13 protein-coding genes are annotated in these 11,509 nt (G+C 66.8%); 5 read left to right on the forward strand and 8 right to left on the reverse strand.

Going from position 1 to position 11,509, the window contains the following annotated elements:
* Positions 1 to 64 precede the first annotated feature (64 nt).
* Genes mftD through mftA form a run of 4 tightly spaced genes read right to left on the reverse strand, consistent with a single transcriptional unit; the run spans position 65 to position 2,875 of the window.
* Positions 65 to 1,252: a pre-mycofactocin synthase MftD gene (mftD, locus tag ACXPWS_RS25300; protein WP_458709279.1), complete on the reverse strand. Its 1,188-nt coding sequence runs from the start codon at positions 1,250 to 1,252 to the stop codon at positions 65 to 67.
* A 2-nt stretch (positions 1,253 to 1,254) separates the two neighbouring features.
* On the reverse strand, positions 1,255 to 2,469 hold the full coding sequence (mftC, locus tag ACXPWS_RS25305; RefSeq protein WP_458709280.1) for a mycofactocin radical SAM maturase: 1,215 nt from the start codon (positions 2,467 to 2,469) through the stop codon (positions 1,255 to 1,257).
* Between the two features lie 2 nt (positions 2,470 to 2,471).
* Entirely contained in the window at positions 2,472 to 2,774 is a 303-nt protein-coding gene (gene mftB, locus ACXPWS_RS25310; protein WP_458709281.1) for a mycofactocin biosynthesis chaperone MftB, read from the reverse strand.
* A 2-nt stretch (positions 2,775 to 2,776) separates the two neighbouring features.
* Positions 2,777 to 2,875 (reverse strand): mycofactocin precursor MftA, encoded by a 99-nt coding sequence (gene mftA / locus ACXPWS_RS25315; RefSeq protein WP_458709282.1) that lies wholly within the window; start codon positions 2,873 to 2,875, stop codon positions 2,777 to 2,779.
* Positions 2,876 to 2,982: 107 nt separating this feature from the next.
* Between mftA and mftR the strand changes: the two genes are divergently transcribed.
* Genes mftR through ACXPWS_RS25330 form a run of 3 tightly spaced genes read left to right on the forward strand, consistent with a single transcriptional unit; the run spans position 2,983 to position 5,399 of the window.
* Positions 2,983 to 3,573 (forward strand): mycofactocin system transcriptional regulator, encoded by a 591-nt coding sequence (mftR, locus tag ACXPWS_RS25320; protein WP_458709283.1) that lies wholly within the window; start codon positions 2,983 to 2,985, stop codon positions 3,571 to 3,573.
* A 60-nt stretch (positions 3,574 to 3,633) separates the two neighbouring features.
* Positions 3,634 to 4,134: an RNA polymerase sigma factor gene (locus ACXPWS_RS25325; protein ID WP_458709284.1), complete on the forward strand. Its 501-nt coding sequence runs from the start codon at positions 3,634 to 3,636 to the stop codon at positions 4,132 to 4,134.
* Positions 4,131 to 5,399: a VOC family protein gene (locus ACXPWS_RS25330; protein ID WP_458709285.1), complete on the forward strand. Its 1,269-nt coding sequence runs from the start codon at positions 4,131 to 4,133 to the stop codon at positions 5,397 to 5,399. The genes ACXPWS_RS25325 and ACXPWS_RS25330 overlap by 4 nt, the downstream gene beginning before the upstream one ends.
* A 49-nt stretch (positions 5,400 to 5,448) precedes the next feature.
* On the opposite strand, the gene ACXPWS_RS25335 is transcribed toward ACXPWS_RS25330, so the two are convergent.
* Together ACXPWS_RS25335 and ACXPWS_RS25340 are read right to left on the reverse strand one after the other, a co-directional pair.
* On the reverse strand, positions 5,449 to 6,627 hold the full coding sequence (locus ACXPWS_RS25335) for an NAD(P)/FAD-dependent oxidoreductase (protein WP_458709286.1): 1,179 nt from the start codon (positions 6,625 to 6,627) through the stop codon (positions 5,449 to 5,451).
* Between the two features lie 56 nt (positions 6,628 to 6,683).
* Positions 6,684 to 7,130, reverse strand: coding sequence for an Lrp/AsnC family transcriptional regulator (locus ACXPWS_RS25340; RefSeq protein WP_458709287.1), 447 nt, complete (start codon positions 7,128 to 7,130; stop codon positions 6,684 to 6,686).
* A 114-nt stretch (positions 7,131 to 7,244) separates the two neighbouring features.
* Between ACXPWS_RS25340 and ddaH the strand changes: the two genes are divergently transcribed.
* Both ddaH and rocD read left to right on the forward strand, forming a co-directional pair.
* Positions 7,245 to 8,090 (forward strand): dimethylargininase, encoded by an 846-nt coding sequence (gene ddaH / locus ACXPWS_RS25345; protein ID WP_458709288.1) that lies wholly within the window; start codon positions 7,245 to 7,247, stop codon positions 8,088 to 8,090.
* Positions 8,087 to 9,304 carry an ornithine--oxo-acid transaminase gene (gene rocD, locus ACXPWS_RS25350; RefSeq protein WP_458709289.1) on the forward strand — a complete coding sequence of 406 codons (1,218 nt, stop codon included), beginning with the start codon at positions 8,087 to 8,089 and terminating at the stop codon, positions 9,302 to 9,304. Before ddaH ends, rocD begins: the two co-directional genes overlap by 4 nt.
* 18 nt (positions 9,305 to 9,322) lie before the next feature.
* On the opposite strand, the gene ACXPWS_RS25355 is transcribed toward rocD, so the two are convergent.
* Positions 9,323 to 10,177, reverse strand: a complete 855-nt coding sequence (locus ACXPWS_RS25355) for a mycofactocin-coupled SDR family oxidoreductase (RefSeq protein ID WP_458709290.1) — start codon at positions 10,175 to 10,177, stop codon at positions 9,323 to 9,325.
* 74 nt (positions 10,178 to 10,251) lie between these two features.
* Positions 10,252 to 11,499 (reverse strand): arginine deiminase, encoded by a 1,248-nt coding sequence (locus ACXPWS_RS25360; protein WP_458709291.1) that lies wholly within the window; start codon positions 11,497 to 11,499, stop codon positions 10,252 to 10,254.
* Positions 11,500 to 11,509: the final 10 nt, after the last annotated feature.

The following is an 11,509-nucleotide window of genomic DNA, read 5'->3' on the forward strand; positions in this document are numbered from 1 at the left end:
ATTTCCGTGGCACGGCGTGGCTGACGGACTACCGGTCACGTCAGCCACGTCAGCCACGTCTGTATCAGCCGGCAGGTACCCCGAGCGCGCGGGTGAAGCCCTCCGGGATCAGGATGTCGTCGGCGTTCAGATCGTGGATCGAGGACTTGCCAAGGCCGCGCAGAGCCGAGTCGATCCCGCCGTGCAGGATGTCGAGAACGTTCTCCACCCCGGCCTGACCCTCGGCGGCCAGACCCCACAGATAGGCCCGGCCGATCATCACCGCGCGGGCGCCCAGCGCCACGGCCTTGACGACATCACTGCCGCGGCGCACGCCACCGTCGAGTAGCACCTCGACCTGGTCACCGACCGCGTCGGCGATGGCCGGCAGGCAACGGATCGCGGCGGGCGTGCCGTCCAGGTTGTTTCCGCCGTGATTGGACACGGTGATCGCCGAAACACCGGCATCGACAGCACGTTTGGCGTCATCCACCCGAACCATGCCCTTGAGCAGGAACGGCGCATCGGGCCACTGCTCACGCAGCCAGGCGATGTCCTCCCAGGTCGGCGGCGGGGTGCCCATCCACTGTCCGTAGGCCTCGAAGAAGGTCGGACCCGGCTCGCCGCGTCGGCCCTGGTTGGGAACCCGCAGGTCCGGCGGGCGCAGGTGCTTGCCGAAGCTCCACAACCACCGCGGCTTGGTGAGCACCTCCGGTGACATCTTCAGCATCGTCTTGAGGTCCATCCGCTCGGGGATCTTGGGACTCCCCCAATCGCGGCCGTGGCTGAAACTCCAGTCGGTGGTCGCGATCATGCCGACCGCACCGGCATCCTTGGCCCGCTGCACCCGCTCGGCGATCTCATCGCGGCTACCCAGCCAGTAGATCTGGAAGAACACCTTGTCGTTGACGGCGGTGACGTCCTCCATCGGCTTGCTGGCGAACGAGGACAACCCCATCGCGGTGCCGCGGGCGGCGGCAGCGCGCGCCACCGCCACCTCACCGTCGGGATGTACGGCCTGAACCCCGGTCGGCGAGATGATGACGGGCATCGAGATGTCCTGTCCCATCACCGTTGTCGCCAACTCACGCTTCTCGGTGGCGCCGATGACATGGGGGGCGAAGCCGAGCTCGGCGAACGCCTCCACGTTGTCCGAGACCGACACGCCCTTCTCACTCGCCGAGATCAGCGAGGAATAGGCGGAGCGGGGCAGGCGCTTCTTTGCGCGCTGCTGCGCGATGGCAACGGTTTCGAACCAGGTGTCGCGGGCCATATTTACACGGGACTTTCGTTGCAGAATTTCTTGGGCGGAGGCGGGCCGCCGCCGACATTGGACGGCGGAACGGTCAGCAGCGTCAGCGGGACAGGCCCCGACGGCGTCTTGCGCTTTCCGCTGCGGGAGTGGTCGACGCTCGACTTGGGTTTGTCCCGCTCGCGGGCAAGGCCCGGCTCCCCGTATCCCTGCACGCACTCGGGATCGGGGCCGTCCAGCGGCAGCCCGGTGAAGAATTTCGCGGCCATGCAACCACCACGGCAGGCGTCGTAGTGCCCGCAGCCGGTGCACGCCCCGGCCGACTGCGGCTCGCGCAGTTCGCGGAATAGTTCGGAGTTCTGCCAGACGTCCTGGAAACCGTTGCGCTCCAGCACGTTCCCCGCGAGGAACTGTTCGTGGATGGCGAACGGGCAGGCATAGACGTCACCCACGGGATCGATCAGGCACACCACCCGACCGGCCCCACACAGATTCAGCCCGGCCAAGGCACCCGGCTCACCCAGCCCCGACAGATGGAAAAACGAATCCCCGGTCAACACCCGCTCACCCTTGGCCACCAGCCAGTCATAAAGCTCACGCTGCTGAGCCGCCGTCGGATGCAGCTCATCCCACACATCGGCACCACGACCCGACGGACGCAGCCGGGTGATCCGCAACGTCGCACCATAACGATCGGCCAACGCCTTGAAATCATCGAGCTGACCCACATTGTGCCGAGTCACCACCACCGAGATCTTGGCATCCCGGAAACCCGCCGCGGCCAGATTCTCCAACGCCCGGATCGCCATGTCGAACGACCCGGCACCCCGCACCGCATCGTTGACCTCCGCGGTCGCACCATCCAACGAGATCTGCACATCCACGTAATCACTGGCGGCCAGCTTGGCCGCCACCGCAGCATCGATACGCACCCCGTTGGTGGAGAACTTCACCCCGACATGGTGTTCGGTCGCATAATCGACCAACTCCCAAAAATCCGACCGCACAGTCGGTTCCCCACCACCGATATTCACATAGAACACCTGCATACGTTCCAGCTCATCGATGATGTCCATGCACTGCCGCGTGCTCAACTCACGCGGATCGCGCTTACCCGAAGCCGACAGACAATGCACACACGACAAATTGCAGGCATACGTCAACTCCCACGTCAAACAGATCGGTGCGTCCAGGCCGCGCTCGAACTGATCGACCAGCCGGGGTACAGGGGCGGCCATAGTCATTCGGATGTCTCCCTCGGGACCAGCATGTGGGACTGTGCGAGCACGCTCAGCGCGTGCAGATAGGGGCCTTGCGCGTCATCGTCGATACCCGCGGCGCGGCAGGCCGACCGGACGTCGGGGTGGTCAGCCAGCGAGCTGACCACCTCGACGATGGTCCGGTTCTTCAGGAACGACAGCTTCCGGGTACCGAAGTGATACAGCAACGCCCCGAACGGTTCCGGCCGCACCGCCACCTGGCGGTGCAGGGTCCAGGCCACCGCGGGGTCGAAGGCCGTCACCGGGGCTGTCGGCGCCGACATGGTCAGTAGACCCCGCACATCCCGTCGATCGAGACCTCTTCGACGAGAGACTCGGTGACCAGCTGTGACGTTTCGGTTTCAGCCTGCTGATTGGGTTCCATGGACTGCCCCTTTCGTTACGGTGAGAGTTACCGCGGGGTCCGCACTACTGTGACCCACGCCGCACACGATATGGCATCGAGTGCCGTAATGGAAGGGGGCATCTCCGATGACCGTGGGACGTCGCCCTTCGACCACCCAGGGCCACATCAGCGGGGTAGCCCTGGAATTGTTCGCCACCCAGGGTTTCGACGATGTCAGCGTCGACGACGTCGCCGCAGCCGCCGGTATCTCACGGCGCACGTTGTTCCGCTACTTCTCCTCCAAGAACGCCATCCCCTGGGCCGACTTCGACGCGCACCTGCAGTACCTGCGCGATGTACTCAACGCGGTGCCGCAGGACGTTCCGCTCGACGTCGCGTTGCGCTCGGCATTGTTGACCTTCAACGACTTCGGCGCCGAGGAAACCCCCCAGCACCGGCAGCGCATGCGCGTCATCCTGGAAACCGACGCGCTGCAGGCCTACTCGATGACCATGTATGCCGGGTGGCGCGAGGTGATCGCCGCCTTCGTGGCGCGCCGGCTGCGACTCAAGCCCGCCGACCTGATACCGCAGACGGTGGCCTGGACGGCGCTGGGTGTGGCACTGACCGCCTACGAACAGTGGCTCGCCGACGAATCGGTGTCCCTGCCCGACGCACTGGGTGCAGCGTTCGACGTCGTGGGCCACGGGCTGCGCGAGCTCGCCCCCGCGAACTGACTTTCAAAGAAAGTCGCCCAACCCCGTCGGAGTTCGGGCCGCCACGACGACGATAAGGGTGTGAGCGCCCAAACCGACTCTGCACGGGCGCTGCTGACGCTCTATGACGAAGCGCTGCCGGTGGTGTACGGGTACTTCGTCAGGCGTTGCGGCGAACGCGGCACGGCCGAAGATCTGACGTCGGAGACGTTTCTGGCCGCGATGGACGCGGCGCGCAAACCGTCGCCGCCGCCGATCACCGTGCCCTGGCTGATCGGAGTCGCGCGGCACAAACTGGCCGATCACTACCGGCGGCGCTTCGCCATCCCGATCGCCGACGTGCCCGAGACCGCCGATCCGGTCGACGACTGGGACGCCGAACTGGACCGGATGGTCGCCGAGGCGGTGCTGGCCAGACTGCCCGAGCACCACCGCACGGTGCTCGCACTGCGCTACATGGACGACCGCACGGTGGGTGAATGTGCCGAGTTGATCGGGCGCACGGTGCACGCCACCGAAGCCCTGCTGGTGCGGGCCCGCCGCGCGTTCAGATCGCACTACCCGGAGGGAGGCAAGCCATGAACAACCACAGTCACGACCCGTTGCGGGCGCTGTCCGGCGGCGACCTTCCGACCACACCCGATCCCGAGTTCGCGGCCCGGCTGCGGGCCCGCCTGGAAGCCGCCCTGTCCTTACCCACCGGAACCCGAGGAGTCGAAATGAGCGGAACCGATTCACTGCTTGCCGAACTCGCACCGTCCGCCGTCACCGCGGTGGTGCCCTATCTCGCCGTCGCGGACGCACGGGCCGCGCTGGACTGGTACGCCGAGGTGTTCGGTGCCGTGCTGGCGGGCCCGCCGGTGGTGATGGACGACGGCCGCGTCGGGCACGCCGAGCTGTCGATGGCAGGCGCGGTGGTGTACCTGGCCGACGAGTATCCCGAAATTGGCCTCAAAGGTCCTGCACCGCAGTCAGTTTCGGTAAGCCTGATGTTGCAGGTGCCCGATACCGACGCCGCGCTAGAATGGGCCCGCGACCACGGTGCACGCGTCCAGCGCGAACCGTACGAAAGTTACGGGTCGCGCGGTGCGACCGTGATCGATCCGTTCGGCCATCGCTGGATGCTGTCGGGCCCCGTCACCGGCGCACCCGTGACGATCCGGCACGGCGACGTCGGCTACGTGTCGATCAACACCCCGGACGCCGCACGGGCCGAGGCGTTCTACGCACACGTGCTGGGCTGGTCCTACCGGGGTCATCACGTCGAGGGCCCAGCCGGATCGGGCCTGTCCATGGGTATCTTCGAAACACCCGGCCCGAGCACGCTGTTCTGCTGCTACGCCGTGGACGACCTGGAGGCCGCGCGCCAATCGATCGTGTCCGGTGGCGGCACCGTCGCCGAACCGCAGCAGCGCGAGTTCGGCACGGTGTGCGACGCCACCGATCCGCAGGGCACCCCGTTCGCGGTGTACCAGGACACCGCGGGCACACCGCGGCCCGCGCTCAACGGCACCGGACCGGGTGAATTGTCCTACCTCACCTACCAGGTGCGGGATTCGGCCGCCTTCAAGGCTTTCTACAGCAAGGTGTTGTTCTGGACCTTCGAGCCGGGCCGGGTCGACGACGGCTGGGGCATCCAGGAGACGCATCCGATGGCCGGCGCCGCCGGTGGTGCCGAGGTCGCCCGGATCGTGCCGATGTGGACCGTTACCGATATCGACGCGGCCGTCGCCCGGGTCCGCCAGGCCGGTGGCAGCGTCATCGAAGAGCCCTCGGCGCAGTCCTACGGGAAGTCGGCGCTGTGCACCGACGACCAGGGCGCGCGGTTCTACCTCGGCGAGCACTGAGCGATTTGTGCACGTTTACCGGCGGCCTCCGCCGGTAAACGTGCACAAATCACGGGAGAACGTCGGCAATCGGCGTCGCGGCAGCGATCTTGCCGCGGGCCTTCATCACCTTGCCCGGCATACCGCCGCCGACCACCGCGGTCAGCAGGCCGTCGCGCTCGTAATAGGCCAGGAACTTGCGGCCGTCGTCCTCGACGATGTGCACGGTGTCATCGGCCGCCGGCTCGCCGAGGCACTGGATCTTGACGTCGTACTGATCGCTCCAGAAGTACGGCACCGAAGCCACCGGGGACGCGGCTTCCCGACCAAGGATGGCCGGCACCAGAGCGCGCGCCTGCTCGGCCACATTGCTCCAATGTTCCACGCGCACTTGGTGTCCCACCTCAGAACGCCAGGACGCCACGTCGCCGATGGCCCAGACGTGCGGGGCGCTGGCGCGCCCGGTGTCATCGCAGACCACACCGTTGTCGACCTCGATACCGCTGCCGGAGAGCCAGCCGGTGACCGGATGCGAGCCGATACCCACGACCACCATGTCAGCCGCCAGTTCGGTGCCGTCGCTGAGCACCACCTTCTCGACGTGATCGGTGCCCTCGACCGCGGCGACGCCGACACCGCAGCGCACCTGCACACCTTCAGCCTCGTGCAGCCGGGTCACCAGCGCGCCGATCCGCTCGCCGAGCACCGAGGCCAGCGGGGTGGGCTGGGGTTCGACGATCACCACGTCCACGCCGAGTTGGCGCAGGCTGGCGGCCACCTCGCAGCCGATGAACCCGGCCCCGACGATCACCGCACGGCGGGCGGTCGCCGCGTGCGCACGCAACGCCGCACTCTCGTCGATCGACCGCAGCACCCGGATGCCCTCGAGCTCAGGGAAGGACGGAATACGTTTGGGGACAAGGCCGGTCGCGATCACCAGGTCGTCGTAACCGAGCACCGAGCCGTCGGCCAGCGTCACCGTCTGAGCCGCGGTATCCACCGAGGCCGCCGCCGAGCCCAACCGCAGGGTGATGTTGTTCTCGTCGTAGAACTCCTGCGGCTTGAGCACCACGTCGTGGTCGGCGTTACGCAGCACCTCCTTCGACAGCGGCGGCCTGTCATAGGGCAGATGGGCCTCGTCGCTGACGATGGTGATGGGTCCGGTGTGTTCGGCACGGCGCAATTGCTCGGCGGTGCGGGCGGCAGCCAGCCCACCACCGACAATGACGATGCCCCCGTTGGTGCTCACGTGGTGTTTCTAACATGGTGGCGGCTTTGTTATGCCGGCCACCCCGTCGGTACTGCTCAGGACCGGGTGCGCTCGATGATGTTGGAGAGCACCACGATGCTCTCGCTGCGCTCGATGTCGGCGCTCGCCCTGATACGTTCCAGCGCCACTTCCAGATGCCGCATGTCGCGCGCGAGCACATGCAGGATGGCATCGGAGGTTCCGGTCACCGTCGCCGCGCCGACCACTTCGGGAATGTCGATCCAGGCCTGGCGCAACTCGGCCGGCGCGATGGTGCCGTGGCAGTACACCTGCACATAAGCCTCGGTACCCCAACCCAGCGCGTTGCGATCCACGACGGTGGTGAATCCGCGGATGACGCCGTGGTCCAGCAGGCGGTCCACCCGGCGTTTCACCGCGGGCGCCGACAGGTTCACCCGCTCGCCGATCTCGGCGAAGGTGGCGCGGGCGTTGTCGGTCAGCTCGGCCAGGATCCGCTCGTCGGTCTCGTCCAGGCGGTCCATCACCACTCCTCGCACAATAAACATCCGTTCATGACGACTGTACGCAATAGATCAAGCATGATGACGCAAGATATGGCGATTGATTGCAATCGACGGCCCGCATACCGTTGAATCATGACGATTTCCGAGGTCGCCAGCCACCCCGTCCTGCCACCTACCCGCTCCGCCCGCGCCCGCCACTACGCCATGACCGCGCCAACGCATTTCGCCGTCGAGTACGCGATCAATCCCTGGATGGACACCTCTACCCCGGTGGACACCGCCCGAGCGGTGCAGCAATGGGAGAACCTGCACCGCGTCTATCGGGATCTCGGGCACACCGTCGACCTGGTTTCACCGGCGGCCGGGCTGCCAGACATGGTCTACGCCGCCAACGGGGGCTTGATCATCGGGGGCCACGCCATCGTCGCCCGGTTCGCCTATCCGCAACGGGCCGGCGAGGCCGACGCGTACGCGGCCTGGATGGCCGCCCAGGGCTATCAGCCCGTGCAGACCCGCCATACCAACGAGGGCCAGGGCGATCTGCTGGTCGCCGGGTCGAAAATCTTGGCCGGTCACGGTTTTCGCACCGACCCGCGCGCACACGACGAAATCGCGCAGATCACCGGGATGCCGGTGATCGGACTGGAACTCGTGGACCCGCGCTTCTACCACCTCGACACGGCACTGACGGTGCTCGACGACGATCTCATCGCCTACTACCCACCGGCGTTCAGCGCCGCCGCCCGCGCCACCCTGCTGCGACTGTTCCCGGACGCCATCCTGGTCACCAGTGCCGATGCCTACGTGCTCGGCCTCAACGCGGTGTCCGACGGCCGCCACGTGGTGCACCCCGGCGCCGCCACCGGTTTCGCCGCACAACTGTCGGCGGCAGGCTTCGAACCGATCGGTGTGGATCTGTCCGAATTGCTCAAGGGCGGCGGATCCGTCAAATGCTGCACCCTGGAAGTCCATTCATGACCATCCTTGGTGGCATGGACGTCGATGCGATAGCACTTGTCGACCGGTACGCCGCGCACAACTACGCGCCGCTGCCCGTCGTCGCGGCATCGGCCGAAGGCGTGTGGATCACCGACGTGGACGGCCGGCGTTACCTGGACTGTCTGGCCGCCTACTCCGCGGTGAACTTCGGCCACCGCCACCCGGAGATCACCGCGGCGGCGCACGCCCAACTGGACACCGTCACCCTGGTCAGCCGCGCGTTCCACTCCGATCGGCTCGGCCCGTTCTGCGCGGCCTTGGCCCGGATGTGCGGCAAAGAAATGGTGTTGCCGATGAACACCGGTGCCGAGGCCGTCGAAAGCGGTATCAAGGTGGCCCGCAAATGGGGCTACGACATTAAGGGCGTCCCGGCGAACCAGGCCAATATCGTGGTGGCGCAGAACAATTTTCACGGTCGCACCACCACCATCGTGAGTTTCTCCGACGACCCGACGGCGCGCGCCGGCTTCGGTCCCTTCACCCCGGGGTTCCGGTCCGTGCCCTTCGGTGATGCCGATGCGCTGGCCGCCGCGATCGATGACAACACGGTGGCGGTGCTGCTCGAACCCATCCAGGGCGAGGCCGGGATCATCGTGCCGCCCGACGATTTCCTGCCCCGGGTACGGGCGGTGTGCACCGAACGCAACGTGCTGATGATCGCCGACGAGATCCAGTCCGGACTCGGCCGCACCGGGCGCACCTTCGCCTGCGAGCACTGGGCGGTGGTGCCGGATGTGTATCTGCTGGGCAAGGCACTCGGCGGCGGCGTGGTGCCGGTATCCGCCGTGGTGGCCGACCGCGACATCCTCAGCGTGCTGCATCCCGGTGAGCACGGTTCCACCTTCGGCGGCAACCCGCTGGCCGCCGCCGTCGGTGCCACCGTGGTGGCCATTCTCGAACGCGGCGAATACCAGTCCCGCTCAGCCGAGTTGGGAGCACACCTGCATGCCCGGCTGGCCGAGCTGCAAGGGTCCGGCGTGCTTGCGGTGCGCGGAAAGGGGCTGTGGGCCGGTGTCGACATCGACCCGCGACTGGGCACCGGAAAACAGATCAGCCTGCGACTGGCCCAACGAGGCGTCCTGGTCAAGGACACCCACGGTCACACCCTTCGCTTCGCGCCCCCGCTGGTCATCACGGCGGCCGAAATCGATTGGGCGATCGAACAGTTCACCGCTGCGCTGACGGACGGATAGCCGCGCGAGCCACCACCGCTAGTACTTGAGCACGCCGCGGTCGACGGCGATCTGGCTGCCCGACAACGTCGCCGACCCGTCCCCGGCCAGCCACGCCACCACGTTCGCGACCTCCTCGGGCGCCATGAACGCGGCCAGTCCCTCGTTCTTGCCGTCGGTCACCTTGTGGTAAGGCATCGGGGCGAAGCTGTGCAGGAAACTGGGGAACTTCGAGAAGATGGCCGCCATCGCCTCGGGCTCGATCATCGGGGTGTCGATGGAATACGGGTGGATCGAATTGACCCGAATCCCGAACTCCCCCACCTCAAGTGCCAGCGAATTGGTCAGGGCGACCAGCCCGTGTTTGGAAGCCGCGTAGTGCGAGTTGCCCGGCGTGGCCTTGACCCCGGCGGACGAGCTGACGATGATGATCGACCCGCCGTTGCCGGCTTCGATCATGGCCGGCACCGCCGCCTTGATCGTGCGCCAGGTGCCGTTGAGGTTGACGTCGATGACGGTATCCCACTGTTCGGGCGTCAGCTCCCACACCCGTCCCCAGCTCAGCACACCGGCATTGGCGACCACGACGTCCAGCCGGCCGAACTGTTCGATACCGTCGGCGACCAGTTGCTGCTGCGCTTCCAGGTCGCGCACGTCGACCGCGCGGGCCAACACCTTGCGACCGGCGGCCTCGACACCGCGGACCGTCTCGGCCAGCTCGTCGGCGGTGGACGCCGGATAGGTGATGGTGTCGGACACCGGACCGCAGATGTCGGCAGCGATGATGTCGGCGCCCTCGTTGGCCAACCGGATCGCGTGCGCCCGACCCTGTCCACGTGCGGCCCCCGTCACGAATGCCACACGTCCCTCGAGGGAACCGTTACCCGCCGTCATTGCCGGTCCTTTCGTCAGCCCGGGCCCAGGCTAGCAGCCCGACTGGAACGTGTTCTAGTAATCCGGTGACGGGGTCACCAGGTGATGGCGTCGCGGATGATCGGGCAGGTCATACAGTGCCCACCGCCGCGGCCACGGCCGAGCTCGGCGCCCACGATGGTGATGACCTCGACGCCGGCCTTGCGCAGCAGCGAGTTGGTGTGGATATTGCGGTCGTAGGCGAAGACCACGCCGGGCGACACGGCGACGAGGTTGTTCCCGCTGTCCCACTGCTGACGCTCCGAGTCATACCGGGTGCCACCGGTCTCCACCACCCGCAGCTCCGGCAGTCCCAGAGCGGCCGCGACCACCTCGGTGAAAGGCTTGGTCTCCTCGATCACCTCGACACCGGGTGCGGCATCGGAGGGCAGCAGGGTGAACGGTGCGATGCCGTCGACGATATCGGGATAGATCGTCACGACGTCCCGGTCGGCGAAGGTGAACACGGTGTCCAGGTGCATCGCCGAACGCAGCTTGGGCATCCCGGCGACGATCACCTTGTCGGCGGCTCCCGCGGCGAACAACTCGGCGGCCACCTGGGTGATGGCCTGGCGCGAGGAACGCTCACTCATCCCGATCAGGACGACGCCGTTTCCCGGAATCAGCACATCGCCACCCTCCAGAGTGGCCAGCCCCCAGTTGTTCTCGGGATCCCCCCACCACACAGTCGAGCCGGCGTAGTCGGGATGGAATCGGTAGATCGCCTTCATCAGCAGGGTTTCGTCATGACGCGCCGGCCAGAACAGCGGGTTGAGCGTCAGCCCGCCATAGATCCAGCAGGTGGTGTCGCGGGTATAGAGCGTGTTGGGCAGCGGCGGCATCAGGTATTCGGTGACACCGCCGTCCTCGCGGGCCAGCGCCCGGTAGCCGGTCCGGACGTCGGCGGGCAGGTCACGGATGGACATGCCGCCGATGAGGAACTCGGTGAGCCGGCGCTCCGGCAGCGAATTCAGGAAGCCTCTGGTGTCGTCGACCAAGCCCAGCCCGACCTCATTGGCCACGATCTTGCGGTCCAGCAGCCACGCCTTGGCCTCCGGGATCTCCATCGTCTCGGTCAGCAGGTTGTGCAGCTCAACGACTTCCACATCGCGATCGCGCATCTTGTCCATGAAGTCGAAATGATCGCGGCGGGCGTTCTGCACCCACAGCACGTCGTCGAACAGCAGGTCGTCACAGTTGGTAGGGGTGAGCCGCTCGTGGGCCAGACCCGGTGAACACACCAGCACCTTGCGCAGCCTGCCCACCTCGGAGTGCACACCGTACGCCGCTGAAGGTGCGGTCATGGCAAGTCCT

The organism is Mycobacterium sp. BMJ-28 (assembly GCF_054404835.1).

Bases quoted from the DNA above. Each gene is read 5' to 3' on its own strand.
- ACXPWS_RS25330 (WP_458709285.1), top strand. From the start codon at position 4,131: ATGAACAACCACAGTCACGACCCGTTGCGGGCGCTGTCCGGCGGCGAC.
- mftC (WP_458709280.1), bottom strand. From the start codon at position 2,469: ATGGCCGCCCCTGTACCCCGGCTGGTCGATCAGTTCGAGCGCGGCCTG.
- ddaH (WP_458709288.1), top strand. From the start codon at position 7,245: ATGACGATTTCCGAGGTCGCCAGCCACCCCGTCCTGCCACCTACCCGC.
- mftB (WP_458709281.1), bottom strand. From the start codon at position 2,774: ATGTCGGCGCCGACAGCCCCGGTGACGGCCTTCGACCCCGCGGTGGCC.
- ACXPWS_RS25340 (WP_458709287.1), bottom strand. From the start codon at position 7,130: ATGGACCGCCTGGACGAGACCGACGAGCGGATCCTGGCCGAGCTGACC.
- mftR (WP_458709283.1), top strand. From the start codon at position 2,983: ATGACCGTGGGACGTCGCCCTTCGACCACCCAGGGCCACATCAGCGGG.
- ACXPWS_RS25355 (WP_458709290.1), bottom strand. From the start codon at position 10,177: ATGACGGCGGGTAACGGTTCCCTCGAGGGACGTGTGGCATTCGTGACG.
- ACXPWS_RS25360 (WP_458709291.1), bottom strand. From the start codon at position 11,499: ATGACCGCACCTTCAGCGGCGTACGGTGTGCACTCCGAGGTGGGCAGG.
- mftA (WP_458709282.1), bottom strand. From the start codon at position 2,875: ATGGAACCCAATCAGCAGGCTGAAACCGAAACGTCACAGCTGGTCACC.
- rocD (WP_458709289.1), top strand. From the start codon at position 8,087: ATGACCATCCTTGGTGGCATGGACGTCGATGCGATAGCACTTGTCGAC.
- mftD (WP_458709279.1), bottom strand. From the start codon at position 1,252: ATGGCCCGCGACACCTGGTTCGAAACCGTTGCCATCGCGCAGCAGCGC.